The organism is Pseudomonas sp. DWP3-1-3b3 (genome assembly GCF_049896305.1).
Taxonomy (GTDB): Bacteria; Pseudomonadota; Gammaproteobacteria; order Pseudomonadales; family Pseudomonadaceae; genus Aquipseudomonas; species Aquipseudomonas azotoformans_A.
Map to the genome: position 1 here is coordinate 189752 of NZ_JAFCUA010000001.1, position 26766 is coordinate 216517.

At 58.9% G+C, this 26766-nt stretch carries 25 protein-coding genes; 12 read left to right on the top strand and 13 right to left on the bottom strand.

Going from position 1 to position 26766, the window contains the following annotated elements; translation table 11 throughout:
* Positions 1-11: 11 nt before the first annotated feature.
* The 4 genes from ACP7BX_RS00970 to ACP7BX_RS00985 form a co-directional block, all read right to left on the bottom strand.
* A complete protein-coding gene (locus ACP7BX_RS00970; protein ID WP_038848586.1) occupies positions 12-512 on the bottom strand; it encodes a universal stress protein in 501 nt (166 codons plus the stop codon).
* A 71-nt stretch (positions 513-583) separates the two neighbouring features.
* The gene (locus ACP7BX_RS00975) at positions 584-1489 is read right to left on the bottom strand and encodes a 5'-nucleotidase (RefSeq protein WP_025859170.1); all 906 of its coding nucleotides are present in this window, start codon (positions 1487-1489) and stop codon (positions 584-586) included.
* Between the two features lie 15 nt (positions 1490-1504).
* Positions 1505-2458 (bottom strand): putative 2-dehydropantoate 2-reductase, encoded by a 954-nt coding sequence (locus ACP7BX_RS00980; protein WP_426130484.1) that lies wholly within the window; start codon positions 2456-2458, stop codon positions 1505-1507.
* Complete coding sequence (locus ACP7BX_RS00985; RefSeq protein ID WP_038848579.1) at positions 2455-2841, bottom strand: thioredoxin; 387 nt, start codon at positions 2839-2841, stop codon at positions 2455-2457. The genes ACP7BX_RS00980 and ACP7BX_RS00985 overlap by 4 nt, the downstream gene beginning before the upstream one ends.
* Between ACP7BX_RS00985 and ACP7BX_RS00990 the strand changes: the two genes are divergently transcribed.
* On the top strand, positions 2840-3274 hold the full coding sequence (locus ACP7BX_RS00990; protein WP_426130487.1) for a PilZ domain-containing protein: 435 nt from the start codon (positions 2840-2842) through the stop codon (positions 3272-3274). The two genes, ACP7BX_RS00985 and ACP7BX_RS00990, sit on opposite strands and share 2 nt — an antisense overlap.
* A gap of 131 nt (positions 3275-3405) precedes the next feature.
* A complete protein-coding gene (locus ACP7BX_RS00995) occupies positions 3406-4482 on the top strand; it encodes a 3-deoxy-7-phosphoheptulonate synthase (protein ID WP_016975370.1) in 1077 nt (358 codons plus the stop codon).
* Positions 4483-4547: 65 nt separating this feature from the next.
* Here ACP7BX_RS00995 and ACP7BX_RS01000 read toward each other — a convergent pair whose 3' ends face one another.
* A complete protein-coding gene (locus ACP7BX_RS01000) occupies positions 4548-4829 on the bottom strand; it encodes a GNAT family N-acetyltransferase (protein WP_003189869.1) in 282 nt (93 codons plus the stop codon).
* A 613-nt stretch (positions 4830-5442) separates the two neighbouring features.
* Here ACP7BX_RS01000 and oprI point away from each other — a divergent pair.
* Positions 5443-5694, top strand: a complete 252-nt coding sequence (oprI, locus tag ACP7BX_RS01005; protein ID WP_003172710.1) for an outer membrane lipoprotei OprI — start codon at positions 5443-5445, stop codon at positions 5692-5694.
* Positions 5695-5816: 122 nt separating this feature from the next.
* Here oprI and ACP7BX_RS01010 read toward each other — a convergent pair whose 3' ends face one another.
* The 3 genes from ACP7BX_RS01010 to ACP7BX_RS01020 all read right to left on the bottom strand — a co-directional run bounded on the left by ACP7BX_RS01010 (position 5817) and on the right by ACP7BX_RS01020 (position 7816).
* Complete coding sequence (locus ACP7BX_RS01010) at positions 5817-6785, bottom strand: L,D-transpeptidase family protein (protein ID WP_426130489.1); 969 nt, start codon at positions 6783-6785, stop codon at positions 5817-5819.
* A 73-nt stretch (positions 6786-6858) separates the two neighbouring features.
* On the bottom strand, positions 6859-7152 hold the full coding sequence (locus ACP7BX_RS01015) for a hypothetical protein (protein ID WP_010211879.1): 294 nt from the start codon (positions 7150-7152) through the stop codon (positions 6859-6861).
* A 58-nt stretch (positions 7153-7210) separates the two neighbouring features.
* Complete coding sequence (locus tag ACP7BX_RS01020; RefSeq protein ID WP_426130491.1) at positions 7211-7816, bottom strand: arylesterase; 606 nt, start codon at positions 7814-7816, stop codon at positions 7211-7213.
* A 10-nt stretch (positions 7817-7826) separates the two neighbouring features.
* On the opposite strand from ACP7BX_RS01020, the gene ACP7BX_RS01025 reads away from it, so the two are divergent.
* A complete protein-coding gene (locus ACP7BX_RS01025) occupies positions 7827-8510 on the top strand; it encodes an ABC transporter ATP-binding protein (protein ID WP_038848570.1) in 684 nt (227 codons plus the stop codon).
* Entirely contained in the window at positions 8510-11020 is a 2511-nt protein-coding gene (locus ACP7BX_RS01030; protein ID WP_426130494.1) for an ABC transporter permease, read from the top strand. The genes ACP7BX_RS01025 and ACP7BX_RS01030 overlap by 1 nt, the downstream gene beginning before the upstream one ends.
* Positions 11021-11065: 45 nt before the next feature.
* On the opposite strand, the gene greB is transcribed toward ACP7BX_RS01030, so the two are convergent.
* Together greB and ACP7BX_RS01040 are read right to left on the bottom strand one after the other, a co-directional pair.
* On the bottom strand, positions 11066-11539 hold the full coding sequence (greB, locus tag ACP7BX_RS01035) for a transcription elongation factor GreB (RefSeq protein ID WP_038848564.1): 474 nt from the start codon (positions 11537-11539) through the stop codon (positions 11066-11068).
* A gap of 113 nt (positions 11540-11652) precedes the next feature.
* Positions 11653-12639: a hypothetical protein gene (locus tag ACP7BX_RS01040; protein ID WP_426130495.1), complete on the bottom strand. Its 987-nt coding sequence runs from the start codon at positions 12637-12639 to the stop codon at positions 11653-11655.
* Positions 12640-12858: 219 nt separating this feature from the next.
* Between ACP7BX_RS01040 and ACP7BX_RS01045 the strand changes: the two genes are divergently transcribed.
* From ACP7BX_RS01045 to ACP7BX_RS01055, 3 genes are read left to right on the top strand one after another with little or no spacing between them, the layout of a single operon-like run.
* Positions 12859-13785 (top strand): ABC transporter ATP-binding protein, encoded by a 927-nt coding sequence (locus ACP7BX_RS01045; protein WP_314531404.1) that lies wholly within the window; start codon positions 12859-12861, stop codon positions 13783-13785.
* A complete protein-coding gene (locus tag ACP7BX_RS01050; RefSeq protein WP_426130497.1) occupies positions 13782-14507 on the top strand; it encodes an ABC transporter permease in 726 nt (241 codons plus the stop codon). The genes ACP7BX_RS01045 and ACP7BX_RS01050 overlap by 4 nt, the downstream gene beginning before the upstream one ends.
* Positions 14508-14522: 15 nt before the next feature.
* Entirely contained in the window at positions 14523-16253 is a 1731-nt protein-coding gene (locus tag ACP7BX_RS01055) for a Gldg family protein (protein ID WP_426130499.1), read from the top strand.
* Between the two features lie 4 nt (positions 16254-16257).
* On the opposite strand, the gene ACP7BX_RS01060 is transcribed toward ACP7BX_RS01055, so the two are convergent.
* From ACP7BX_RS01060 to ACP7BX_RS01070, 3 genes are all read right to left on the bottom strand, one after another.
* The gene (locus ACP7BX_RS01060; RefSeq protein ID WP_061435833.1) at positions 16258-16566 is read right to left on the bottom strand and encodes a hypothetical protein; all 309 of its coding nucleotides are present in this window, start codon (positions 16564-16566) and stop codon (positions 16258-16260) included.
* A 247-nt stretch (positions 16567-16813) separates the two neighbouring features.
* Positions 16814-17248, bottom strand: a complete 435-nt coding sequence (locus tag ACP7BX_RS01065) for a DoxX family protein (RefSeq protein ID WP_061435832.1) — start codon at positions 17246-17248, stop codon at positions 16814-16816.
* Between the two features lie 103 nt (positions 17249-17351).
* Positions 17352-18773, bottom strand: a complete 1422-nt coding sequence (locus ACP7BX_RS01070) for a transglycosylase SLT domain-containing protein (RefSeq protein WP_314531391.1) — start codon at positions 18771-18773, stop codon at positions 17352-17354.
* A gap of 236 nt (positions 18774-19009) precedes the next feature.
* Here ACP7BX_RS01070 and ACP7BX_RS01075 point away from each other — a divergent pair, with 236 nt between their 5' ends.
* From ACP7BX_RS01075 to ACP7BX_RS01090, 4 genes are all read left to right on the top strand, one after another.
* Entirely contained in the window at positions 19010-19816 is an 807-nt protein-coding gene (locus tag ACP7BX_RS01075) for a TatD family hydrolase (protein WP_426130502.1), read from the top strand.
* Positions 19817-19913: 97 nt separating this feature from the next.
* Positions 19914-21395, top strand: a complete 1482-nt coding sequence (locus ACP7BX_RS01080) for a methyl-accepting chemotaxis protein (protein WP_426130504.1) — start codon at positions 19914-19916, stop codon at positions 21393-21395.
* A 195-nt stretch (positions 21396-21590) separates the two neighbouring features.
* Positions 21591-26309, top strand: coding sequence for an RHS repeat-associated core domain-containing protein (locus ACP7BX_RS01085; protein WP_426172745.1), 4719 nt, complete (start codon positions 21591-21593; stop codon positions 26307-26309).
* Entirely contained in the window at positions 26306-26710 is a 405-nt protein-coding gene (locus tag ACP7BX_RS01090) for an Imm50 family immunity protein (RefSeq protein ID WP_426132031.1), read from the top strand. Before ACP7BX_RS01085 ends, ACP7BX_RS01090 begins: the two co-directional genes overlap by 4 nt.
* Positions 26711-26766 lie beyond the last annotated feature (56 nt).

The following is a 26766-nucleotide window of genomic DNA, read 5'->3' on the forward strand; positions in this document are numbered from 1 at the left end:
GTTTTTATCCATCACACGTCATCACTGCGTCGACGTTGCAACGAAGGCACCAGGTAAACCGGCACCGTAGACAGCTGCAGTACCCGTGCAGCGGTGCGCCCCAACGGAGTGGCAGCCGCGGTTGCATGGCTATGACTGCCTACGATCAGCAGATCCACGGACAGTTTGCGCAGTTGGTCGAGAATCACCTCGCACGGGTCCCCCTGGATCACCCGTACCGAGCGAATCAACTTCAGGTCTTGCTCACCTTCCCCCAACTCCTCGCGGAAACTGTCCAGCACCCGTTGTTCGATGGTCGCCATCACCGTGGTCAACCCCTGGCTCTGCCATTCACTCAGGGCCTTTTCATCAAGGTAGCTCTGTAACACCGATTCGGCGAACAGCCCGATAGGCTCGACCACGTGAATCACATACAGGTCCGCCTTGAACGTTCGGGCCAGCGCCAGCGCATGTTGCATCACATAAGGCGCGTACAGACCGAGGTCTGTGGCGTACAGCATCGAACGGATCATAGAACCCCCTGGAACTGCCAGGATGGCGGAGATGAAATCAGCTTAGCAGTGCCTCGCTGACTTGGATTGACTTAGATCTTCACCTCATTACTGATGCCATGGGGCACATGCCCGGTGGCGACGAACTCCATGGCTTTTTCGCAATGCCCGGCCTGGTCATCAAAAAACACATCAGCCGCGAAGGCTTCCAGGAATGCGGATTTTTCCAGGCCACCCAGGAACAGCGACTCATCCAGGCGGATATCCCACTCGCGCAAGGTGCGAATCACCCGCTCATGGGACGGCGCCGAACGGGCGGTGACCAGGGCGGTGCGGATCGGACAGGCTTCGTCTGGAAACTCGCGCTGCAACAAGTTGAGCGCCGCCAGGAAACCTTTGAAGGGACCGCCGTGCAAAGGCTGGCGGGCAGACTCTCGTTCATTGGCCTGGAACGCTTCCAGGCCGCCGGCCTGGTAAACACGCTCGGACTCATCGGAGAACAGCACCGCGTCGCCATCGAAGGCAATCCGCAGCTCTTCACTGGAGGCGCGATTTGGGCCGCCAGACAAAATCGTCGCCGCCGCAAACCCAGCATCGAGGGCACTGCGCACGTCTTCAGCATGGGTCGAGAGAAACAGATGGCAACCAAACGCGGCCAAATAAGGATAAGGACTACGCCCGCCTACGAACGCGGCGCGGGAAATATCCAGGCCGTAATGCTGGATCGAATTGAACACGCGCAGGCCGGTGTCGGCACTGTTGCGCGATACCAGCACCACTTCGACTCGGGCTCGGCCCAGGCTGGCGTTCAAGCTCAGCAGCTTCTTCACCAGCGGGAATGCGTCACCGGGCTCGAGGATTTCCTCCTCGTGTTCGATCTGATACTGGCGATAGGTCTCGACCCCTTCGGCCAGGTAGACCTTATGGCTTTCGCTCAGGTCGAACAGTGCCCGCGAGGAAATCGCCAACACCAGTTTGTCGCCCAATCCTTTTGCCACGGTACGCTCCTCGACTCAGCGGTTATGCCGATCAATAAAACTCAAGGCCTGGTAAAGCGCCTGCATCCGCGGCAACTCGCAACCGGCAGCCTTGGCGGCAGCGAGTGGCCGGGCGTAGATCGCCGCCAGTTCCAGCGGGCGCTTGTGCACATGGTCGTGGTACATGCTTGGCAGGTAGTCGTCCATGGTTTCGGTCATGGTGAACATCTGCTCGGCGTAACTCTTGGGAATTTCATGGCCGCAAGCGTGAGCCCCCTGTACCACTTCAGCCATCAGCGCCTGGATCAGTTCGCGGCTGGACTCGTCGGCCATCATCGCCGTGGTGCCCGTACCGAGTAACACGGAGAGGCCGTTGTAGGGCACGTTCCACACCAGTTTGTGCCAACGGGCCTGATGCACATTGGCCATGGCCTGGGACTCGATGCCGGCCGCGTGAAACAGAGCGGCGCCCGCTTCGACAATCGCCTTTTGCGCGCCCTCGTCTTTGGCCGCCGTGCCACTGTGATAACCCAGGTTGACCCGACCCAGCGCCTGATGCTCGATCACGCCGGGGGCAGAACGGTGCACGCCGATGTAACACAGGCCGCCGAGCAGATGCAGCGACGAAGGCAAGTGTTCACGCAGGCTGTCTTCGACATCTAGGCCGTTTTGCAGTAACACCACCTTGGCGTCCGGCGCGGCGACTTGGGCAATGGTCGGGGCCAGGTCGACGTTGCCGGTCGACTTGGTACCCACCAGCAGCCAGTCGCACGGCGGCATATCGGCGGCGCGGGCATAAGCCTGCACCGGGTGCAGGTGCAAAGGGCCATGCACCGTACTGTTGAGGTGCAGGCCCTGCTCGCTGACCGCCGCGTATTCACTGCGCAGCAGGAAGTGCACGTCGAAACCGGCGCGCGCCAGCATCAAACCGTAAAAGCCACCGATGGCGCCGGTACCAATGATGCCAATGCGGGGTGATTGTGCGGTCATGGCAGATCCTCTGGAGTGCGGGTAAGCGCTTGGTGGATAGAGTCGTTCAGGTCAGCACGTGTAAGACGCGTCTGCAATTGCCCGAGGAATTGACCCTCGCACACCACGAACAGCGCCGGCAAATGAAAGATCTGGTAGCGTTCGACCGCGCCACCGTTGTGCCCGGCATCCACCCAGCACACGCGGTCCACCGGCAGCGACCAGCCGGGTAACTGCTGGCGCGCCCAACGGCAACTGGAACACCCACTACTGGTAAACACAACCAGCGAAATACCTGGCAATCCCAGCAATTGCTGGTCAATATCCAGGTCGGTCAATTCCAGTTCCTTCACTATACTGCTGCCACCGCCGTCAATTGGACGGTGCTCGGAGTCCGTGTACATGGGTCGTTTTTTACCTCACCCTGATGATGTCGCTGTCGAGTTAATCCAACGTCCCGCTCCTGCCATCCCCCGCCAACGCCTGCACACGATCGGCCTGGGCGGCATCGCCTGCCATTGGCCACGTGCCTGGCGCGAAGGCACGGCGGTTGATCTGCTTATTCCCTCCCTGGGCGCCAGCGCGCGTTATCCAGGCTATGTGGCGTGGTGCCGCAAGGTGGAAAACGGCTACCGCATCGGTGTCGCGTTTACCGATGAACATGCACTGTTCGGTGCACGAATGGGTGAGCAAGCATGCCGGATAGAGCGCTACTGCCGCCAGCACGAAGACGCCGAACCGACCCCCCAGCAACTCGAAGCCCTGGCCCGTGAGTGGGTATCGCGCCATGCAAGCGAGTTCTCCCATGAGGCCTTTGTGGCGCCAGCACTGGATTAAAGCGGGCTTTGCCCATTGTCGCGGGCCCGTGTTACGCGCTAAGGTTCCTCCCCCCTGCATTCAAATCATGCTGTGCTCCGCCGCACGGGGATGGCTGGCGGCCGGCACCCGTGACCCTGACGAGTAACACGATGGCTGATTTACCGATCAATGACCTAAACGTCGAATCCAACGAGACCCTGATCACGCCCGATCAGCTCAAGCGCGAGATCCCTCTGAGCGACGCTGCCCTGCAGACCGTCACCAAGGGTCGCGAAGTCATCCGTGACATTCTCGATGGCACCGACCACCGCCTGTTCGTCGTCATCGGGCCTTGCTCGATCCACGACCTCAAGGCTGCCCACGAGTATGCCGAGCGCCTCAAAGTGCTGGCGGCGGAAGTGTCAGACACCCTGTACCTGGTGATGCGCGTCTATTTTGAAAAACCGCGTACCACTGTGGGCTGGAAAGGCTTGATCAACGACCCGTACCTGGACGACTCATTCAAGATCCAGGACGGTCTGCACATCGGTCGTCAGTTGCTGCTGGACCTGGCCGAGATGGGTCTACCCACCGCCACCGAAGCCCTCGACCCGATCTCACCGCAGTACCTGCAGGACCTGATCAGCTGGTCGGCCATCGGCGCTCGCACCACCGAATCCCAGACTCACCGTGAAATGGCGTCCGGCCTGTCCTCGGCCGTGGGCTTCAAGAACGGCACCGACGGCGGCCTGACCGTGGCGATCAACGCGTTGCAATCGGTCTCCAGCCCGCACCGTTTCCTGGGGATCAACCAGGAAGGTGGCGTGTCCATCGTCACCACCAAGGGCAACGCCTACGGTCACGTGGTGCTGCGTGGCGGCAACGGCAAGCCCAACTATGATTCGGTCAGCGTTGCGCTGTGCGAGCAGGCACTGAACAAGGCGAAGATCAAGCCGAACATCATGGTCGACTGCAGCCACGCCAACTCCAACAAGGACCCGGCCCTGCAGCCGCTGGTGATGGAAAACGTGGCCAACCAGATCCTGGAAGGCAACCAGTCGATCATCGGCCTGATGGTCGAGAGCCACCTGAATTGGGGTTGCCAGGCGATTCCAAAAGACCTGGCCGACTTGCAGTACGGCGTGTCGATCACCGATGCCTGCATCGACTGGGCGGCTACCGAAAACACCCTGCGCAGCATGCATGCCAAGCTCAAGGACGTTCTGCCTAAACGCAAACGCACCTGACTTTAAAACTGCGCACACAAAAACGCCGGGCTAAGCCCGGCGTTTTTCATGGTGCTGTTTACGGTTTACAGCTTTGCGGCATGGCGCTGGTGGCGCTCCATGTAACGTTCTACGTAGGAGCAGGACGGGATCACCGTATAGCCTGCCTCTTCGGCGAACTTCAGGGCTTCCTCGGTCAGTGCCGCCGCAATCCCACGGCCCCGCAGTGCGTTGGGCACGAAGGTCCGATAGATATCCAGGGTCTGTTTGCCGAGGTCCATATAGGTCAGATAGGCACGATGACCGTCCACATTGGTCTCGAACTGATGACCAGCCTGGTCATGGTGGATGGACAACGCCTCGCTCATCACTACTCCTCGCGGGTCTTGGTTTCTGACCCCTACCTTACCGATGTTTGTCCGGCGAAGGAACATCTACGCCACCCCGTGCCGGTTTCGACAACGAGAAAACCCTGAGCGTTTACAACCAGCACGTAGGGAATAGTAGGCACCAATCCTGAAATTGCTCAAGGCGCGCTCGTCATCCCCTGCCGCTGGTGGATATAGAAAGGGCTCCGATCAACCTGGGATCGAAAGCCTGAACATTGCCGGCAGTTGAACCTTAAGACGAACAGGCGCTCTTAAAGTCACCTCTACATGCGCAAAAGATGCCGGGCAAAGCAAAGCCAGGCTGAACGTAAGTGTCAGCTTGGATATATAAATTTTCATCTGTTTACAAGGCTTAACACATGCGGGCCGGCCCTTTCAGCCTGGATCCAATTTTCGCCTGTTTGAAAAAAATTGGACGGTTTTTATACAAACCTCCAAAAGATTAGCCAAAATAGATTCGGTGCGAGAATTTTTTTTGCTTCTTGCGCTACGTCAGTTTACTTACTACAAGTAATGGGTAGTATGTACGCCGGCTATTAGCTCACCCTGGGCGAACTAGCCATCTAATAGAAAGTCCTTGAAGGGGAACACGATGAACAACGTTCTGAAATTCTCTGCTCTGGCTCTGGCCGCAGTTCTGGCTACCGGTTGCAGCAGCGTCTCCAAAGAAACCGAAGCTCGCCTGACTGCAACTGAAGACGCAGCAGCTCGCTCCCAGGCCCGTGCAGACGAAGCCTACCGCAAAGCTGATGAAGCTCTGGCTGCTGCTCAAAAAGCACAGCAGACTGCTGACGAAGCTAACGAGCGCGCACTGCGTATGCTTGAAAAAGCTAGCCGCAAGTAATAATCCTTCGGGGTTGTTATCAAGCCGATCCATTTATGGGTCGGCTTTTTTATTGCCTGGGATTTGTGTCTGAATCACGGGCAATAAAAAGCCCGCCGTAGCGGGCTGTTGATCACGCAGCGTTACTGCTGCAGATCGATCGGCGCACTGGCGGCCACCGAGGCTGCGCCAGGCACGCCGATTTCCGTCGGCAAGCCGTCTTCCGCCGCCACTACGTCACGCACCTGGTCCCAGTTCACGCGCAATTGGTTGGCCAAGTCTTCACGCTTGAGCAAGGCGTTGATGACGGCGGTGTGCTTGTCGACCACTGACGGCGTCCCGTCATCATTCAATGGCGTATGCGCTTCAAGGTAGACCTTGCCATCACTGCGACCGAACTTGTAGGCATCGTTGATGATGCGCACCGACGTCCCCACCGGCACCATGCCCGCCATCTCCAGCACGTTGTTGTTGAACATGCGGAAGCAGCCGTGGCTTGTACGCGTGCCGATACCAAATTTCATGTTGGAACCATGGATCAGGTAACCCGGCGTGCCCAGGGTGAACTTGAACGGCCCCAGAGGGTTGTCCGGACCGGCCGGCACCACGTTGGGCAGCGGGTCGCCGTTGGCAGCGTGCTCGGCCTTGATCGACGCGGGCGGCGTCCAGGTCGGGTTGGGGGTCTTGGCAATGATGCTGGTGTGGGCGATTGGCGACCCCCAGCCTTCACGGCCGATCCCCAACGGGAACGTGTAGACCACGTTCTGGCCCTTGGGGAAGTAATAGAGTCGGTATTCCGCCAGGTTGATCACAATACCTTCGCGCGGGCCCGGCGGCAGGATGAAGCGCGTCGGCAAGACGATCTCGGTACCGGCCCCCGGCAACCAGGCATCCACGCCCGGGTTGGCCGCGACCATCTCCGAATAGCCCAGGTCATAGGTGGTGCCCAGGTCGGCAAACGTGTCTTCGTACTTGGCCTTGATCACCTGGACCTGGCCGACGATGTCTTCACCCGGTGGTGGCAAGGGCAACTGCAGGGCTGACGCAGAACCGGCCGCACAGAGGGCAGCGAGAGACAGGCAGCAGGTGACGACGGAAAGGCGCGACAACATCCGGTAAATCCTTCGCAGAACGACGGGGAGGTAAACATCGATTGTATACGTGAAGCGCGCTTCTAGCTGCCCCCTACAACTCGAAACGCAGCTCCGGCCAGATCGGCGGCGTACCGCGCTTCTGGGATTCTAGGATGGCGCGGCACAAAGGGCACAGGCGCTGGTCCTGGAAGATCGAACGATCGACCCGCGACCAACGCGGTTGCGCAGGCAATAACGTGCCGCACAGCGTGCGATCGATGGAGCCGCCCAGTTCCAGTTGACGCGCCACCAGATGCACCCGCACTTCCTGGCAGGCGAACAGATCCAACTGCTCGTCCGGCTCGATCAGTTGGTAGTTAAACAGGGACCAGGCAGGACGCGACATCAGGGGCTCCAAATCGGGGGGGCGCCACCTTAGCCGAAAGCCTGCCGGTAGAAAAGCGTCATAGCAGCGGTTTTAGCGTCGGCCAGACATTTTCCAGCAACTTGCCCTGGGCGCCGACCGCCGGGTGCAGTTGATCAGCCTGCATCAGCTCCGGATGCCCGCCCACGCCATCAAGGAAAAACGGCACCAGCGGGACGTTTTTCTGCTCGGCCAACACACCATAGACCTCGGCAAACGCAGTGGTGTAGCGCGGGCCATAATTGGGCGGCAGTTGCATTCCCAACAGCAACACCTTGGCTCCGCCGGCCTTGGACTGGTCAATCATCGACGCAAGATTTTGTTGCAATTGAGCGGGCGGCTGGCCACGCAAGCCATCATTACCACCCAACTCGATCACCACCACGTCCGGCTTATGCTCTGCAAGCGCCGCCGGCAGCCGCGCCAGGCCTCCGGCACTGGTATCGCCACTGATGGAGGCATTCACCACTTTATCGTCGAAACCTTCCTGCTTGAGCCGTTGCTGCAACAGGGCAACCCACCCTTTGCTGGTATCCAGGCCGAAACCGGCACTGATACTATCGCCAACGATCAGGACTGTACCCGCCGCTGCGTTCTGGGCCATGCACATCAAGGCCAGGCCAGCACTCAAAAACCACATTCGCATCGGATTCTCCATGGGCGCAAGCATTCTCACCGCGCGGAACCTTAGCAAAGTGGTTCCCAGCGCGGAAGGTGAACTGACTATCCTGCACGAACTGAGCCTGGAACTGAACAAGGGCGATAGCCTGGCTATCGTCGGCAGCTCCGGTTCCGGTAAATCCACCCTCCTCGGCCTGCTGGCCGGCCTCGACCTGCCCAGCAGCGGCGAAGTCACCCTTGCCGGGCAAGCCCTGAGTACCCTCGACGAAGACCAGCGCGCGCGCATCCGTGCCGAGCACGTGGGCTTCGTATTTCAGTCGTTCCAATTGCTCGACAGCCTCAACGCGCTGGAAAACGTCATGCTGCCGCTGGAACTGGATGGCCGCAAAGACGCCCGCGAGCGTGCCCGGCACCTGCTGGAACGCGTGGGCCTGGGCAAACGCCTGACACACTCGCCCCGGCAACTCTCCGGTGGCGAGCAACAACGGGTGGCGATCGCCCGCGCCTTTGCCGCGGAGCCGGACGTACTGTTTGCCGACGAGCCCACCGGCAACCTCGACAGCCACACCGGCGAGCGCATCAGCGACCTGCTGTTCGAACTCAACCAAGAAAGCGGCACGACCCTGGTGCTGGTCACCCACGACGAGCGCCTGGCCCACCGTTGCCGACGCCTGATCCGCCTTGAAGCCGGCCTGATGGTCGCGCCCCTGGAGCCTTGATGGCACGTTTGCCGCTGTTGCGCCTGTTCAGCCTTGCCATGCGCCAATTGCTGCGCGATGCCCGCGCCGGTGAATTGCGCGTGTTGTTCTTCGCCCTGCTGGTGGCCGTCGCCGCCAGTACCGCCATCGGTTACTTCGGTGCGCGCCTCAACGGCGCGATGCTGTTGCGCGCCACCGAATTCCTCGGCGCCGACCTGGTGCTCGAAGGCAGCTCGCCTGCCCGTCCCGAGCAAATCCAGTCCGGCACCGAGCTGGGCCTGGATCACGCCCGCGTGGTGGAGTTTTCCAGCGTCATTGCCACCGATAATGGCATCCAGCTCTCCAGCATCAAGGCCGTCAACGAGCAGTACCCACTGCGCGGTGAACTAAAAAGCGCGGCTGCACCCTTTGGTGATGAAACCCCGGGCGGCGGACCGAAACCCGGTGAAGCCTGGGTGGAAGCGCGGCTGCTGACGGCGCTGGACCTCAAGGTCGGCGACAGCATCGATGTGGGCATGAAAACACTGCGCCTGGCCCGCGTGCTGACCTACGAGCCAGACCGCGCCGGCAACTTCTACAGCCTCACGCCCAGGGTGATGATCAACCTGGCAGACCTGGACGCCACCGGTGTGGTGCAGCCCGGCAGCCGCGTGAGTTACCGCGAACTCTGGCGCGGGCCGCAGGGCAGCACCGTGCTGCAAACCTATCGTGACCTGGTCAAGCCGGGGCTCGCCGCCAACCAGCGCCTGCAGGATTCACGGGATGGCAACCAGCAGATCGGCGGCGCCCTGGGCAAGGCCGAGCGCTACCTGAACATGGCCAGCCTGGTGGCCGTGCTGTTGGCCGGTGTGGCCGTGGCACTGTCGGCCAATCGCTTCGCCACCCGACGCTTCGACGCCAGTGCCTTGCTGCGTTGCCTGGGACTGTCGCGACGCGAAGCCATGTTGCTGTTCAGCCTGCAACTAAGCGTGCTGGGGCTGGTGGCGAGCCTCACCGGCGCCCTGCTCGGTTGGCTGGCGCAGTTTGGCCTGTTCTATTTCCTCCATGACTTGCTGCCATCGGACGTGCCACCCGGTGGGCTGCTACCGGCAATCGCCGGGATCGGCACCGGGCTGGTCGCGCTCGCGGGTTTCGCCCTGCCGCCCCTGGCTGCACTGGGTCGCGTGCCACCGCTGCGAGTCTTGCGTCGCGACCTGCTGCCGATCCCCTCCAGCACCTGGATGGTCTATGGCGCGGCACTGTTTGCCTTGGGCCTGATCATGTGGCGCCTGAGCCTTGACCTGGTGCTGACCTTCGCCCTGCTCGGCGGTGGCGTGGTGGCTGCACTGGTACTCGGCGGCTTGCTCCTGCTGCTGTTGCAAAGCCTGCGCCGTCTGCTGGCGCGCGCCTCGCTACCCTGGCGACTGGGCCTGGGGCAATTGTTGCGTCACCCGCTGGCGGCGGCCGGTCAATCCCTGGCGTTCGGTTTGATACTGCTCTCCATGGGTTTGATCGCCCTGCTGCGTGGCGAGTTACTCGACACCTGGCAAAACCAGCTGCCCAAGGACGCCCCCAACTATTTCGCCTTGAATATCCTGCCGGCTGACAAGGACGCGTTTGGCGCCCGCCTGCTGGAACTGCAAGCGCAGTCCGCGCCGCTGTATCCGGTGGTGCCAGGTCGCCTGATCAGTATCAATGGCGAGCCCGTACAGGAAATCGTCAGCAAGGACTCCAGCGGCGATCGCGCGGTGCAACGCGACCTGAGCCTGACCTGGGCCGCCGACCTGCCACCGGGGAATGCCCTGACTGCCGGTTCATGGTGGTCACAGCAACCTACCGATGAAATCCCCGGCGTATCGGTCGAAGCCAAGGTGGCGGAAAGCCTCAAGCTCAAGCTCGATGATCACCTGGTGTTCACCGTGGGCGGGGAAAACCGTGAAGCGCGGGTGACCAGCCTGCGGACTATCAACTGGGATAACTTCCAGCCCAACTTCTTCATGATTTTCCAACCGGGTACCTTGAAGGATCTGCCCGCCACCTACCTGACCAGCTTTTACCTGGCGCCAGGACATGACCAGCAGATCGTCGACCTGTCCCGCGCTTTCCCGGCGGTGACTATCCTGCAAGTCGAGGCACTCTTGGAACAGTTGCGCAGCATCCTTGCCCAAGTGACCCTGGCGGTGGAGTACGTACTGCTATTTGTCTTGGCGGCGGGGATGGCGGTGCTGTTCTCCGGCCTGCAAGCCACCCTGGATGAGCGCATCCGCCAGGGGGCGCTGCTACGTGCACTGGGCGCCGAACGCAAGCTGCTGGTCAAGGCCAGGCGTATCGAGTTCGGGCTGCTGGGTGCCGTGAGTGGACTGCTCGCAGCGCTGGGGACCGAGTTGGTGACCTTTGTGCTGTATCGCTATGCGTTCGACCTGGCCTGGCAGCCTCACCCTTGGCTGTTGCTGCTGCCGGTGATTGGCGCCGTATTGATCGGCGGTGCCGGTGTGTTCGGCACTCGCCGCGCACTCAACGCCAGCCCGTTGACCGTGCTACGCGAAGGTTGAAACCTGATCGGCCCGCGTTCATCACTGGACGCGGGCCGACTTCGCTCACTTTACATATTCGATGCCGGTGATCCACCAGCACACGTCTCCACCCGGGGTCTGCACGACGGCCTCATCGTCCACTTCCTTGCGCAACAACGCCCGCGCCATGGGTGAGTCGATGGAGATGTAGTCCATCCGATCATAAATCTCGTCATAGCCAACGATGCGAAAACGCTTGGTCTCACCTTGCTCGTTTTCGATGTCCACCCACGCGCCGAAGAATACCTTGCCCTCTTGCTCGGGCATATATTCCACAACGCGCATGTCCTCCAGGCGCTTGCGCAGGTAGCGCACACGACGGTCGATTTCACGCAGTAGTTTCTTGTTGTATTGGTAATCGGCGTTTTCGCTGCGATCTCCCAGCGATGCTGCCCAGGTCACTTTGCGCGTGGTGTCCGGGCGCTTTTCACGCCACAGGTAATCCAGCTCCTTCTTCAGCGCTTCATGGCCTTCTTTGGTAATCAGCTTGGTACTCAAACGCTTGCATCCCGTGGCAATGTCCATAGGTGCCGATCCGCCTGAGTTTAAAGCCCAGGCGTCGGCTGGCTGGCGTTGATGATAAATGAACCCGGGAAAGTAGCCAGGCCAGTCTAGCCATCCAACGCCTGATCCAGCTCAAGCAGCACACCCCGCAGGCTCTGCCGCAAACCCGATACCTGCGACGTCATCACCTTCAGGGCCTCGGTTCTCTGGCTGATCGCAAGCGAATGATCATGCAGTTGAGTGGTACGCCGGTCCAGTTCTCGAGATTTCTCATCCAATTGTTTCTGCTCTTGCTGCAAGCGCGCCTGCCATTGCTCCAGTACCGATTCCCGTTCGATGGCTGCCAGCTTTTGCTGGGTCAGCTCTTGAGCAACCCGGGCCAGGTTGGTCAACGTGCTGTCCACTTCGAACAACGTACTGTGGTCGGCTGGAGGCGGACGTTTCAGAGGTGTCGGCACATCGAGCTCCGGCTGGATGGGCGTTGCGGCCTGCGCCATCATCAACGGGGCCTCGACAGGGGGTTGTCGAATCTCCTCAACGGAATGCTCATGCACAGGCGCAGGGGCAGGCTCGGAAGGACTCATCGCCTTGGGAGATGAGCTCATTTGCGACGAAAAACGAATGGACGGTACGATCACTGAAGCGCTTTCGATCGCCGGCAGCGTCGGCGCAGACATGCCCAGGGTGATCACCTTCATCACCAGCGCCTTCTTGATGATCACCGAATGATGGTCCTCGGGCCTGGCAGGCGGCAGCTTGCAGCCTTTCAAATCGACAAAATGATAGGGCACCTGGGTTTCCGTCACCCCGCCGGCCTTCATTCCCGAAGCGGCCAACGTCAGAATCTGCTTGAACACATGTAATGCCAACTGCAGATCCTCCCTGGACTCAACCCCACCCAGGAAATACCGATCAACTTTCTTACGTAACGCGGCGATATAGACCCTGGAACTTTCCGGCTCTACTTCCTCGTCCAGGCTATAGATAAGAAAGTTGGAGGCCGTCTGACCTACGGCAAATCCACAGAGCAATGCACCATTAACCGGAGCATCTTGACCATTACGCTCAAGAACAAGGGTACGTAGCAGCATCATGGTATTCAGGCCTCATTATGCAGTGCAGAAAGTTTATATAAACAACTAATAAACATTCGAAAATTGGACATTCCGAAACCTAACACATTGCTCCAGCGGCCTGCCCAACCCGCACGTAGGACTTCTCTTATTAAGCATTATCGACGTTCCCAAAAGCGATCGTTACCCGTACCCTTTTTTCACGCCCCCTACGTCATACCAAACTTTTTCGGTAAAAAAATGATCGAAATAAGCAATCTGACAAAACACACGGGTAACACAGCTGTACTCAGCGACTTTTCGTTCATCGCCAATCAACAGGAATGCGTGGGATTATTCGGGCAAGATCATTCGACCAAAACAACTCTGTTAGATTTAATAGCCGGTTCAACACAGCCCTCCAGCGGTTATATAAAGGTCCAGGGTTTCGACATACAAACCCATGCACTCAAGGCAAGGCAACTCGTTGGTTATCAACTGTCCACGGACCTCGGCCATCCAACGATGTCCGTCAAAGCGTTCCTTGGCTTCATCGCTGCCGTTCGCGGCTTCTACGGCGCCGAAAAGCGCTCGCGGCTGGAACAGGTCATCGCACGCCTGGATTTGTTTCCCGTGCTCGATGCGCCTCTCGATGCCCTCTCCATCGGCTGGAAACGTAAAGTTGCCCTTGCGCAGGCCATCGTGCATAGCCCTGTCCTTTTGCTGCTGGATGACCCTACCGAAGGACTTGCACCTGATCAAAAATATGCGTTCCGGTCGCTCATCCAATCTTTAACGCAAGAAATGACAGTCATCATCGCTTCTCGCCACTGCGATGAATTATCTGACGTGTGTACTCGAGCGTTAGTCATAGCGGGCAGTCGCCTGGTCGCCGATAACCCGCTGCCCGATCTACAACGCGACTCACGTCATTTCCAGGCCGTCACCCTGGCCGCGGACACACCATTAGACCTATTGGCCCTGGCCGTCCTGCCCGGCGTGGCCGGCATCGAAGAACATCGACATGCCCCCGGCACGGTGACCGTTCTCGCCATGCCGGGGCACACCATCTATCCCCATATCAATACGCTGATTGCCAGCCGCCGCTGGAAAATCAACTCGTTAAACCTGGAACCAGGTCGCCTGAATGATGTGGTCCACCACCTGAGCCAGGAGGCGCCCCGTTGAAATTATTACCTATTATTTTCAAGCGTCAGCTCGCCAGCTATGCCTGCATACCCAGTACTTACCTGCACATTGCCGTCTTTCTCATACTGTCCGTGGCATTGGGAAACTACATAAGCCCGTGGCCGGAACAAAACCTCAGTGACTTGCAGGTGTTCTTCCAGTTTCACCCCTGGCTGTATTTACTACTGATTCCCGCCTTGGCCACGCAACTATGGGCGGATGAGTCCAGTACAGGCTTTCTCGGGCTAATGAAAACCATGCCCATCACAACCTATGAATGGGTGATCGGAAAATTCCTGGCCGCCTGGTTCGTAGCAGGTGCAACCCTGTTTCTGATGTCTCCTCTCGTCATCATCGCCAACTACTTGGGCAGGGCCGATAATAGCGTTATTGCTTCGCAATTTTTTGTGAGTTGGTTGTTGGCAGGCAGTTACCTGTCCGTGGGTTGCTTTATTTGTGCATTTGTACGCCAGCGCACTGTCATTTTCATATTGACCCTTGGCCTGCTTCTGACAGCCAGTGGACTTTCTTCCATCCTGGATGCACTTGAACACCAAGCCCCTATTGGCTTGATTGATAGCTTGGCCGCACTCAGCCCTACTTTGCGATTCAGCAATATCGACGATGGCAAGCTCACACTTCGTGACACGCTCTACTTCATCAGCATGATCTTCGCCTTTCTCGCTGCGACGATAGTCACACTCAACTACAAACACAGCTGAGAAGGGAAATCCTCAATGCGGTCCTCGCTGCGCACCGGCATGACACTTACCGTCACCTTCCTGCTTTTCCTAGCGTTCAATCTGGTTTGGATAGGTAAACTTCCTGATATACGGTGGGACCTTTCTGAGCAAAAAATTCACACCTTGGCACCTGCCGTAAAACAGCTGCTCACCACACTGGAAGACCCGCTCGACTTGTATTACTTCAACTCCGCCAACGCCCCCAAAAGAAGCTACGCGGTGCAACGCTACAGCAAGCGTATTGAAGAGCTGCTCAAGGAGTACGAGGAAACAGCCAATGGCATGATCAACCTGCACCTGATTGAACCAGCGCCTTTTTCGGAGGACGCCTACAAAGCCCGGCTCTCCGGGCTCGACGATAATGCCGGGTTTCTCGGTCTTATCGGCTCCCGAGCAGGTCACGGTGTGCGACGTATTGGTTCCTTCAGCCTCGACCAGGAGCCACTGCTTGAGTATGAAATCGGCCATCTGCTCTATAAATTGCAGCACCCCGAACGCCCGGTCATCGGGCTATTGGCGGGATTGGCGATGGACGGATCCGCAGGCCGGTTGTTGCAGGAGCTAAGGCAGGAATTCGACTTGGTCAATCTGGAGCCGACTGCCGCATCCGTCCCCCAGCCCATCAAAACACTGATGGTCGTGCACCCTCAGGCATTGTCTGAGCGAACCTTGTATGCCATTGAACAATTTGTCTTGAGGGGCGGCAGATTAATGATGTTTGTCGACCCTTTGACTGAACAACGCCCAAACCTCCCCCCAGGCAACACTCGGGTGAGCGAGTTGATGGCTGCCTGGGGTGTCCAAATGCCAGTGGACAAGTTGGTGGTTGACGACGTCTACACGCCAAGGGAGACATCGGGCGCGCCCAATCAGGTCCGATTGAACCTGCCCCGACAGGCGATGAACATCCATGACATCAGTACATGGAACCTCAATAGGGTGACGGTATCGAGCAGTGGCGCCCTCTCTCCACTGAGCAAGAGCCGCACGACCTTCACCCCGCTCCTGCAAAGCTCCGAACAGTCTGTCCTGTTGGACGCCAACGGCCTCACAAGCGCAGCCAGCATCGACTCATTGATTGAAGGGGCGTCAAAGCAGGAACGAGCTCATGTGATCGCCGCGCGCATCGAGGGGCCGAGCTATTCGGTATTTCCCGATGGCATCAAGGGGCAGCCGCCCGGTTTGCAGAAGGCCGCACAGATTCATGTCGTGGTGGTGGCTGACACGGACATGCTCATGGATAAGGTCAATGACTCGGCACCCGACGGCAACGCGCTGTTTGTCTTGAATACGCTGGACAACCTGTCCGCACCCAACACACTCGCCGCCATACGCCCACGTGTGCCGCAGGAAACGTCGCCGAACAGGTTGGAGAGCACGCGCAACGCCGCGAAACAGGCCTATCGCGTAAAAGCCAGCGAATTGGAACGGCGCCTACAGCGCACGGAGCAGGAATGGCAGCGACTTAGCCCGTGGACAACCGCCCTTGGCACCCAGCCCGTGGACACCACCACTCGGCTGCAGGCACTCAACAAGGAACGTCTGCGCTTGCCCATGGAGTTGCATGCCCTGGAGGACGAAGCCTATGCCCAGGTGCGTCGACTGGAGTGGGTTATAAAACTGACGGTGACCTTTGCGATACCCGTGATCTTATGCCTGATCGCCTGGCTGGTCTTTCTGGGCCAACGCCGTCGCCGGCTGAAAGCCGGCAGCGTCTTTCACTGAACGCTCAACGACGGGCGATCAGCCCTTGCCGGGCAATGCGGGTCAACTGGCGAATGACCTCATCGGCGTCGTCGGCAGTTGGCGCCTGGATAACCGCGAGGTCAAAACTGTTGCTGGCAAAACGTGCAAGGGAGTCGCCGTCTTCAACAAACTGGATCAGGAACGCCGAAGGTCGACCCGTGCGACGCGGCCAGCCATCCAGGTAACGCAATAGCGTCGGCTGGTGCTTGCCGCCCAGGAGAATTTTTGGATTGCGTTGAGTGAGGTCCGCGGTGATCGGGGCCAGGCGTATCAGGGGGCGTAGTGCATTCATCGTGTCGTGTCTCTGCCTCAAAAGTCTGCGGGCAGGTGAGAGGCAACACCGAACCAGCGCTTTAGCGGAATTTCGAAGCATGGAACATGCTTCTGTCGGGACCGATAACGATCACCCGTGGCGCCCCGCAATTAGCTGTTTAAATCGGCGCATGAGCGGCATCCTAGAGAAGCCGGTGGGGCGGTGTCAAGAATCCCGATCAGCAAAAAGCCCGCACAGGGCGGGCCTTTTAAGGGTTCTACGCAGATCAGTTGGCGATGGCGCGATCCGCAGACAGCTTGCCAGCACCTTCCAGCAGTACCGCCAGCGAGCCACCGAGCAGTGCCAGGGCGAACTCATAACCGTTGTTGGCCATAAACAGACCGTTATGGATATGCACCGAAAAGATCGCCACCAGCGACAGGATGGTCAGGCCCAATGCCGCAGGACGAACCAGCAGGCCGATGATCAAGGCCAAACCCGCGAAGAACTCGGTGCCGCCCGACAACAGCGCCATCAGGGTACCCGGCGCCAGGCCGATGCTTTCCATCCACTGCGCAGTACCCGCCAGGCCGTAGCCGCCAAACCAGCCAAAGAGTTTCTGCGAACCGTGAGCGGCGAAGATGATGCCGACAACGATGCGCAGAAGGGTCAGGCCGTAACCGGCGCGGGTGGACAGGATGCTGTTGATCAGTGGGCTCATGGTGATAATCCTTTTCTAAGTAGGGGTTGGTTGGCCGCTATATTAATCAGTTTAGGCAATGATAAAAGCCGAAAAAATGCCTGATTAACATCGATAAAATCGATTACTTCCGTGAGGCGATTTTCGGCGCTGGCGGCTCCAGAGACTCCCGCTCCCGATCGAACGCCAAATAGTACTTGTTGACGCTATTAACATAGCTGACGCCGCCCATCCCTACCTGCTCCATGGCAATGCGTTCAACCTGGAAGAACCACTGATTAGGGTTAAGCCCCCGCCGCTTGGCTTCAGTGCGCATGCCCTGCACCCGCTCCGGCCCCATGTTGTAGGCCGCCAATACAAAGGCCATGCGCTCACGCTCATTGAGCTTGGGGCTGGCGAAGAACTTGCGACGGATCATCGCCAGGTAGCGCGCGCCCGCTTGCACATTACTGTCGAGACTCTCAATGTTGTTGACCCCTACCCGCTGCGCTGCCGAAGGGGTGATTTGCATCAAGCCGGTGGGACCGCCGCTGTTGCGCGCGCCAGGGTCCAAAGCGGACTCCTTGAAGGCCAGTGCCGCCAGGTTCAGCCAATCCATGCCCTGCTCGCGGGCATGCTTTTGTAACACCGGGCGCAGTTTTTCCAGGCGTTGACGGTCGACCCGAGCCAGTGGATTGCGCACTTGATAGAGACGACGGTAGATACGCTGGAACGCCACATCCTGGTCGGAAGGGGTCCGGTAAGTTTTTAGGAAGCGATCAATGCTGGCCCGCAGCATCGAAGCATCCTGGCGTACGAACCAGTACTCGTCGCCCGGCTCGCTGATCGCCACCTGCTTATCGAAGCGCAACTTGGGCAAGATCTTCGACCAGCGTTCGGCAATCGGTTTTTCAACAATAGTCAGGTGAAAAATGCCGGCCTGGACCATCTCCAGCACATCCTCCACGGCCAGGGTCGGGTCCACCCACTCCACTTTCACCGGCGGTTGCTTGTGCAGCGCCAGCTTCTGGTTGACCTGGCTGATGGCATCCGCCGCCGCGCTGCCGGTGGTCAACGCCAGTGTGCGGCCAGACAGTTGCTCCAATTTGGTGAAACGCCGCTCACCCTTCACACCCACCAGCCAGAGCGGTACATCGCTGACAATCGGGTCGCTGGTGCTAATCTTGTGTGCAGCCTTTACGTCCAGCAATTCACCCGGAGCGACCAGGTCGCCTTCGCCACGGGCCAGCGCGCCGAGCAACTGGTCCTTGGCCTTGGGAATGATCTTGAGGTTGATTTCCTGGCCATCGCGGGCATGGCCATTGAGGTATTGCTCGAACGCGCGAAGGCGGTGGTATTCGACACCGATGGCCTGGCCCTGGACCTCGCCGGAACTGTTTCGGCTCTGGTTGACCAATACACGCAGGGTGCGGCTGGCGCGTATCTCCGCCAGGTCGCGGACCTTACCGGGCTTGGTCACTTCCAGCGGCCCGTCCAGACGCGCGACCGCCGCCATGGGCAGCAGCAACGTCAGGCACAACATAAGCAACGCCGAGGGTCGGATCATCCGCTCTCCGGAAAAGAATACTGGCCAACGCCCTCGCGAAAAACGGGCGGTGGGGGTCAGAAACAGAGCGCTTTATGCGCTGGCAAGGTACGCAACGGCGGCATGATGGCGGGCGGCGGGCCAACCACAATGTCGCTTGCGACGTTCAAAGACAGCTATAACTCGTTGTAGTTCTTCGTTTTTCTTATAAATCTACAGCTCTGATATGCTTTCCGGCCGCAGGCGGAGATAGCACCATGCAACTCATTGATATCGGCGTCAACCTGACCAACCCCAGTTTCGACGAGAAGCATCAAGCTGTACTCGACCGCGCCTATGCCGCTGGCGTACAGCAATTGGTGCTCACCGGCACCAGCATCGAGGGCAGCGAACAAGCCCTGCAATTGTGCGAAAAACTCGATGAAAGAGGCCAGCGCCTGTTCAGCACCGCCGGCATCCACCCCCACTCCGCCAGCGACTGGAACGGCGACAGCGCCCAGCGTCTGCGCGCTTTGCTCAGCGAAAGCCGCGTACGTGCGGTGGGTGAATGCGGGCTGGATTTCAACCGGGATTTTTCACCGCGACCACAACAGGAAAAAGTCCTCGAAGAACATCTAGCCCTGGCCGTCGAGCTGAAGTTGCCGGTGTTTCTCCACGAACGTGACGCCAATCAGCGCCTGCTGGAGATCCTCAAGGACTACCGCGACCACCTTACCGCCGCCGTGGTGCATTGCTTTACGGGCGAACAGCAAGCGTTGTTCAGCTACCTCGATCTCGACTTGCACATTGGCATCACCGGTTGGATCTGCGACGAGCGTCGTGGGACACACCTGCATCCACTGGTCAGAGAAATTCCCGGCGACCGTCTGATGCTGGAAAGCGATGCCCCTTATCTGCTGCCGCGCACCCTAAGGCCAAAGCCGAAAAGTGGCCGGAATGAGCCGGCGTATCTGCCGGAAGTCCTGCGCGAAGTCGCCCTGCACCGCAACGAAAGCATGGAAGACCTCGCCAGACACAGCACGGCATGCGCCCGTCGCTTTTTTGGGCTGCCAGAAATGGACTGATGCGGCGCATTGACCCACGTCAAAACCAGGCTACCTGGATAGCGGCACAATAATGGCACCTTGCCAATGCTGTTTCCGCTATCAGAGAAAACCTTCCATGGGTGCCTGGCTTAGCAATATCTCGCTGAAGTACAAATTCTGGGCCGTCAACGCGGTCGCCTTCATCACCACCCTGCTGCTGGTGCTGTATGCCGTACAGCTTGAACAGCAGGCGCGCAGCACGGCGTCCCTCGCCTCGGCGCAGGCACAAGCGCGGCTGCTTGGCGCCTGGCCGGCTGGTGAGGCACTGCCCAAGGGCGAGCACTGGCTGACGTTCAAGCGTGGCCAAGTCCCACACCTGGCCGACCAGGATCTGTCAGCCCTGGGCAGCGCTACCGGCTGGGTCGAACTCAACCACATGCCTGTGTTCGGCGAGAACCCGTTGATGGGCGCCGACGTCGTCGCCCGTCCTGATGGCCAATACGTGGCCGTCCTCGCCTACGCGCCCAGCCTGAGCCAGGTGTTCGAAGAGCGCTTCGCCAACTATGCGGTGGCGGTCATGATCCTGATGCTGGCGATGCTTGGCGCCTCGCAATTGCTGATCCGCTTCCTGCTCAGCCAGCTCAACACCCTCAAAGACGTGATGCTGCACGTAGAGAAAACCGGCGACCTGTCAGCCCGCGTGCCCTTGGCGTGCAAAGACGAAGTCGGCCAAATGGCCAGCGCGTTCAACGCGATGCAGGCCGGCTACCAGCGCGTGGTGAACACCGTGGCACGCACCGCACAGCAACTGGATGATGGCGCCGCACGGCTGGCCAGCAGCATGAACGAGGTGCAACACGGCATGCTCGGCCAGCAGAGCGAAACCGACCAGGCCGCCACCGCCATCAACGAGATGACCGCCACCGTCTATCACATCGCCCAGCACGCAGGTGCCACGAGGGATCTGTCCCAGACTGCCGATACCCTCGCCGGCAGCGGCCAGGAAGTGGTCAGCCGCGTACAGCGCTCGATTGCCGGCCTGTCCACCGGCGTGCAACAAACCGCCGAAATGATCCAGAAGCTCGCCGAGGACAGCCAGAAAATCAACGGCGTAGTCAGCGTGATCCACAGCATCGCCGAGCAGACCAACCTGCTCGCCCTCAACGCCGCCATCGAAGCCGCCCGCGCCGGGGAAATGGGCCGTGGCTTTGCCGTGGTCGCCGACGAAGTGCGCAACCTGGCCAAGCGCGTGCAAAGCTCCACTGACGAAATCACCCGCATGGTCTCGGCCCTGCAAGCCGGCACCCGCGACGCGGTGGACTTCATGCAGGAAAGCTCGTTCAAGGCCGACGACTGCGTGCAGCAAGCCCAGGAAGCCGGCGCCGCCCTCGCCGAAATCACCAGCGCCGTGGCGCAGATGCGCGAAAGCAACACCCAGATCGCCGTCGCCGCCGAACAGCAAAGCCACGTGGCCGAAGAAATGAACCGCGCCGTCGTCAGCATTCGCGACGTGACCGAGAACACCGTGCAGCAGACCGTGGATTCGGCCACCACCAGCAATGAACTGGCCACCCTGGCCGGAGAGTTGAGCAAGGCGATCGGGCAGTTGAAGCTGTAGGACTATTCACCCTGTAATCCCCCGCCTACAACAAAGCCTCGGTTTGTCCGAGGTTTTGGCGAAACTTCCTAGCTCTTCCGGCGAATAACGCCGACTTCTTTTCCCTACCAACCACTCCAAAGTTTCTCGCCTGATCAATCAGCGCGAGGGACCGCCGATGCACCTTTCCTGTGCCCCACTCAACGGGGCCGCTTCATGATTCCGGTTATTGCGCAGTTCGTCCTCTCCCCTATGGATGCCGAAAAGCCGGACGTGGAAAGCGTCTTTCGGGACTTTCGCACGTGCCTGAACTCATTTGACGAATGGGCCGAAAGCTTCTGGAGCGGCTCGGCGCTGGAGGTGGAGCAGGTATTCAAGGTCGGCAAGGACGTGTCCCTCGTCGCTCCGGCGCCTTCCAAAAAAACCCATCGCACGGTGGCCGTTTGCAAGGCCCAGGGCTCGTTGACCCTGGTGCATATGTTTGAAAGCACGCGGTTTGTGCCCATCGGCAATACGCCAGTGATGCTGCAAGCCATTGGATCGGACGGCAAGCCATTCGGTGACCCTATCCGTCGAACCATCGATGCCAGCGGCATTCTTGAAGTCAGCGATTGCATCCGCGACCAGCGTTACCAGATCACTTTTTATCCCAACGTTTCCAAGGCACACGTCAAGGCGCTGTATGCGTCTTATCAGTCGGTGATCGTCGGGCTGGAAGAACGCCTGCGTGACGAATGGACGAAGACCTTCAAGCCGCGATGGAAGGACTTCGCCAACGCCACGCCGTTCGAGCGCAGTGCGATGCAAGGCGTGGCGTTCGCGAGTGGGATTGGCAAGGCGCTCTACAGCCTCTGGGACAATTTCACACAGCTGTACGACCTGTTGGCGGACCTCAAGGCCAATAGCGAGAAGCTACTGAAGTACATCACCCAGGCCGAGCTGGACGAGTTGATGAAACTGGGCAAGGACGCCATCGCCCATGGCCTGCTGCTGCTGAGCGACGAGCCGCTGTTGTTCATCTATCTGTCGGCGATGGTCGCGTGGATACGCATGCTGCCGCCGCCGGAGATGTATGAACTGGTGGGCGAGATTACCGGCGAGGTGCTGATCAATCTGTTTTTGATCTGGGCGACGCGGGGCATGGGCGTGCAGGTTCGGCTGGGTATGCAGGTGTTGGGGCATATCAAGTCGGGTCGGGTGCGTAAGTGGCTTGAGATGTTGGCCGATCAGTTGGTTGGGCCTCGGTTGGACGCGCATGTCGAAGTGGCAAAGCCGCTGCTGCTGGGTAGCCCGGCGACGCCGATTCGGACAATTCCGGCTGTGCCGCTGAAGGCTGGGGATCAGGTGGTTTCGAATCCTGTGCCGTTGGTGCGCGACAAGGTTGGGCAGCGGACGGTGTTGGTGCGCCAGGAGCCTGTCGAGGATGTGCCGGCTTCTGCTCGAAACCCGGCTGGGGATGCGGCTGCGCCTTCGGACAAGACCGCCACCAACGGTTGCCCGGTTTCGATGGTTACGGGCGAGGAACTGCTGACGCTGACCGACGGAACGCTGGACGGAATCTTGCCGTTTGAGTGGACGCGGCTGTATCGCACCAGTGCGGTGGAAGTGGATTGCGGGCTGGGGTTTGGCTGGAGTCACTCGCTGGCGCACCGGCTGAGTGTGTCCGGTGATTCGGTGGTGTGGACGGATCATGAGAACCGCACGACTACCCTGCCCTTGCCCACGGTTTCTCGGCCGGCGATTACCAATAGCCTGGCGGAAGCCGCGATTTATCTGGGCGCTTTACCCGATGAATTGGTCCTGTCTCAAGGGGCACGTTTCTACCACTTCCGCGACGGTGTGCTGACGGCGATCAGCGATGTGTATGACAACCGGCTGCGCATTTTCCGTAACTACCTGGGGCAGATTGAGCGGCTGGATAACGGCGTGGGGCGCTCGCTGTTTTTGCGCTATGCGTCGGGCCGCATTGTGGCGGTGGATTACCAGATTGAGCGGGCGGTGGATGACGGTCCGTTTGTCTGGGTGACGGAGCAGAACGTTGTTTCCTACGCCTATGACAATCTTGGGCGGCTGGTTTGCGCGACCAATGCGGTAGGCGAAAGTGAGGTTTATCGGTACGACGAGCAGCACGTCATTCTTGAGCGTGGTTTGGCCGGTGGGGCGAGTTTTTTCTGGGAGTGGGAAAGGTCTGGTAAGGCGGCGCGATGTGTCCGGCATTGGGCCAGTTTCTCGCAGATGGACACGCGCTATGCCTGGGACGATAACGGCCAGGTCACGGTGTTTAACGCCGATGGCAGTCAGGAAGTCTATGTGCATGACCAGCGGGCGCGGCTGGTGCAGCGGGTGGATCCTGATGGCGCTGAGCACTTCAAATCCTACGATGAGAAAGGTCGGCTGACGGTTGAGCAGGATCCACTGGGCGCGATTACGGCGTATCAGTACGACGAAGCTGGACGTTTGGTGGCGCTGTTTCCGGGGGACGATGAACCAACGTCCTACGAGCATGACAATGGGTTCGTACGGGTTGTAAGCCGGGGTCAGGCGGTTTGGAAGTATGAGCGTAATGATCAGGGTGACGTTACGCGTAAGACCGATCCTGACGGCAATTCGACTGAGTACAGCTACAACAAATTCGGGCAACTGACGCAGGTTTGGCTGCCGGATCACAGCTGTCATCGGCTGGTTTGGAATGAGCGTGGGCAGTTGCTTGAGGAGCAGTTGCCGACTGGAGGAATCAAGCGTTATCGCTATGACGATCTTGGACGGCAAGTTGCGCGTGAGGACGAGCATGGCGCGCTGACCCAGTATCAATGGGACGCAGCAGGCCGCTTGCTGAAACTGACTCAGCCCGGCGGTGCCACACGGGAATACAGCTACAACCCATACGGAAAAATCACCTCCGAACGCGATGAACTCGGCCAGGTCACCCGCTACGAATACGCTGATGGCCTGCACCTGATCAGCCGTCGCATCAACGCTGATGGCACTCAGGTCAAATACCGTTACGATAACGTCAGGTTGTTGCTCACCGAGATCGAAAACGAGGTGGGCGAAACCTACCGGCTCCAGTATCACGCCAATGGCCTGATCCAACAGGAAACCGGGTTTGACGGTCAGCGCACGGCTTACGTCTACGACCTCAACGGCAGCCTTCAGGAAAAGACCGAACACGGTGATGAAGGCAGTCAGTTGGTCACCCGCTACGAGCGCGACTATGCCGGTCGACTCGTAAGAAAAACCCTACCCGACGGCAACCTGGTCGATTACGCCTACGACCGCCAAGGCAATCTCTTAAGCGTCGAAGACGGCCACTGGGCCCTGGCCTACGAGTACGACAGCCAAAACCGTCTCACCGCCGAACACCAAGGCTGGGGCACCTTGCGCTACACCTACGACGCCTGCGGCCAGCTTCAAAACCTACGCCTGCCGGACAACAACCGGGTTGCGTTCAACCACATCAAAGGCGGCCAACTCGAGAGGATCGAGGTAAATGGCCAAGCGCTCACCGCTCATCTATTTGACGCAGGTCGAGAACACCAAAGAGGCCAAGGAAAGTTACTCAGCAGTTATCAGTACGACGCCCAGGGACGCCTGTTCAACCACGGCCTGTGCGATATCGAAGGGGCTATTTATCGGCGCCAGTACCACTACGACACATCCGGCAACCTCACCCGCCTGCTCGACACCCGCAAAGGTGAACACCACTACCACTACGATCCACTCGGCCGCCTGACCCGCGCCGACCACTCCCAAGACGTGCAGGAACGCTTCGGCCACGACCCGGCTGGCAACGTTCTCATGCAAGACCGCCCCGGTCCGGACATCGTGGCGGGCAATCGCCTGATGATCCAAGGCGACCACCACTACGACTACGACGCCTTCGGCAACCTCATCCGCGAACGACGCGGCAAAGGCCATCAACTCGTCACCGAATACCGCTACGACTGCCAGCATCGTCTGATCAGCATTAAAAAACCCAACGGCCAGACCGCCAGCTATCGCTACGACCCGTTTGGCCGTCGCATCAGCAAAACCGTGGATGGCATGACCACCGAGTTCTTCTGGCAGGGCGACAAGCTCATCGCCGAACACCACGCGGAGCACCACCGCAGCTACCTCTACGAACCCGATAGCTTCCGGCCGTTGGCGATGCTGGAAGGCTTCGGCCCAAAAGAAATCAAGCCCTACCATTACCAATTAGACCACCTCGGCACCCCACAGGAACTCACCGCTTCTGATGGCGAGATCGTCTGGTCCGCGCATTATCGTGCTTATGGCGAAACAACCCGTCTAGACACCGCGAAGATCGACAATCCGCTGCGTTTCCAGGGTCAGTACTTCGACCCAGAAAGCGGACTGCACTACAACCGTCATCGCTACTACAATCCGGATATTGGTCGCTACCTGACGCCGGACCCGGTGAAGTTGGCGGGTGGGATCAATGCGTACCAGTACGTGCCTAATCCGACGGGATGGATTGACCCACTCGGGTTGAATGCCAACTGCCCACCTAAAGGTACGAAAACCCCAGAATGTGGCACACCTAACGAGCCGTCAGCGCCGGAAGTATCAAGGAATGGAGCGTTCAAACAAGCGAAGGCGGATGCGGGAATACCGCGTGCACAACACCCAGATGCCGTGCTCGATCCCAGATTAGGGACAATGAGGCAATATTCACATGTATCAATGAGAGATCAGCAGAAAAACGAAATTCTGGATGCGCAAGGAAGGCCTGTGATGACTCGAGTGTACGAATTCACGCGGGCGGACGGCTCAAAGGTTCTAATCCAGGATCACGGAGCTGGTCACAAGTTTTCAGCACCTGACGGAAAGGGCGATCAAACAGCGCATTTCAATCTTCGACCGAAAAACAGGCCGAGAAATGGAAAATTAGATGGCGCCAGAGACCATTATTATTTCAAGGATAAAAAATGAAATATTGGAACGAGCTAGAAAACACGATTTTCTTCAACAAGGTATTCACTTATCCGGTAGAAATAGGCGAAATAACGCTTTTTTCTGTGACCATTGACAATGACCGACCCAATATCGGTTTAGGTTTTGACATTTCTGAAATTCCTGACGCGCCCCCGGAAAAGTGGATTAACAAGGGGTTTAACACATGCCGAATAGGCTTGGATTGTGGAGGTTTAAGCGATGTCAAAATCAACAACATTCCGACTAGAGAAACGTTAAAGGTCGTGATAACCAAACACGAAAACCATTATGAGTTACAAGCCACGTCCAAATCTTCCGCAATCGAATTAAAAGCCAAATATATTTCTCTCTGCGGTCCAGCCGTATATATCAATGATCCAGATTCAGCTTGTGGATAAGCATGCCATGACTGTTAAACGGTAACAGCGAGACTATTTTTGCATACCAAAAGCGG

Excerpts from the sequence above, each read along its gene's own strand:
- ACP7BX_RS01055 (WP_426130499.1), top strand. The coding sequence starts at position 14,523 with ATGCGGTCCTCGCTGCGCACCGGCATGACACTTACCGTCACCTTCCTG.
- ACP7BX_RS01040 (WP_426130495.1), bottom strand. The coding sequence starts at position 12,639 with ATGATGCTGCTACGTACCCTTGTTCTTGAGCGTAATGGTCAAGATGCT.
- ACP7BX_RS01060 (WP_061435833.1), bottom strand. The coding sequence starts at position 16,566 with ATGAATGCACTACGCCCCCTGATACGCCTGGCCCCGATCACCGCGGAC.
- ACP7BX_RS01080 (WP_426130504.1), top strand. The coding sequence starts at position 19,914 with ATGGGTGCCTGGCTTAGCAATATCTCGCTGAAGTACAAATTCTGGGCC.
- ACP7BX_RS00970 (WP_038848586.1), bottom strand. The coding sequence starts at position 512 with ATGATCCGTTCGATGCTGTACGCCACAGACCTCGGTCTGTACGCGCCT.
- ACP7BX_RS01000 (WP_003189869.1), bottom strand. The coding sequence starts at position 4,829 with ATGAGCGAGGCGTTGTCCATCCACCATGACCAGGCTGGTCATCAGTTC.
- ACP7BX_RS01065 (WP_061435832.1), bottom strand. The coding sequence starts at position 17,248 with ATGAGCCCACTGATCAACAGCATCCTGTCCACCCGCGCCGGTTACGGC.
- ACP7BX_RS00980 (WP_426130484.1), bottom strand. The coding sequence starts at position 2,458 with ATGACCGCACAATCACCCCGCATTGGCATCATTGGTACCGGCGCCATC.
- ACP7BX_RS00990 (WP_426130487.1), top strand. The coding sequence starts at position 2,840 with ATGGGTCGTTTTTTACCTCACCCTGATGATGTCGCTGTCGAGTTAATC.
- ACP7BX_RS01015 (WP_010211879.1), bottom strand. The coding sequence starts at position 7,152 with ATGTCGCGTCCTGCCTGGTCCCTGTTTAACTACCAACTGATCGAGCCG.
- ACP7BX_RS01090 (WP_426132031.1), top strand. The coding sequence starts at position 26,306 with ATGAAATATTGGAACGAGCTAGAAAACACGATTTTCTTCAACAAGGTA.
- ACP7BX_RS00995 (WP_016975370.1), top strand. The coding sequence starts at position 3,406 with ATGGCTGATTTACCGATCAATGACCTAAACGTCGAATCCAACGAGACC.
- ACP7BX_RS00985 (WP_038848579.1), bottom strand. The coding sequence starts at position 2,841 with ATGTACACGGACTCCGAGCACCGTCCAATTGACGGCGGTGGCAGCAGT.
- ACP7BX_RS01020 (WP_426130491.1), bottom strand. The coding sequence starts at position 7,816 with ATGCGAATGTGGTTTTTGAGTGCTGGCCTGGCCTTGATGTGCATGGCC.
- ACP7BX_RS01010 (WP_426130489.1), bottom strand. The coding sequence starts at position 6,785 with ATGTTGTCGCGCCTTTCCGTCGTCACCTGCTGCCTGTCTCTCGCTGCC.
- ACP7BX_RS01030 (WP_426130494.1), top strand. The coding sequence starts at position 8,510 with ATGGCACGTTTGCCGCTGTTGCGCCTGTTCAGCCTTGCCATGCGCCAA.
- ACP7BX_RS01070 (WP_314531391.1), bottom strand. The coding sequence starts at position 18,773 with ATGATCCGACCCTCGGCGTTGCTTATGTTGTGCCTGACGTTGCTGCTG.
- ACP7BX_RS01085 (WP_426172745.1), top strand. The coding sequence starts at position 21,591 with ATGATTCCGGTTATTGCGCAGTTCGTCCTCTCCCCTATGGATGCCGAA.
- ACP7BX_RS01025 (WP_038848570.1), top strand. The coding sequence starts at position 7,827 with ATGGGCGCAAGCATTCTCACCGCGCGGAACCTTAGCAAAGTGGTTCCC.
- oprI (WP_003172710.1), top strand. The coding sequence starts at position 5,443 with ATGAACAACGTTCTGAAATTCTCTGCTCTGGCTCTGGCCGCAGTTCTG.
- ACP7BX_RS01045 (WP_314531404.1), top strand. The coding sequence starts at position 12,859 with ATGATCGAAATAAGCAATCTGACAAAACACACGGGTAACACAGCTGTA.
- ACP7BX_RS01075 (WP_426130502.1), top strand. The coding sequence starts at position 19,010 with ATGCAACTCATTGATATCGGCGTCAACCTGACCAACCCCAGTTTCGAC.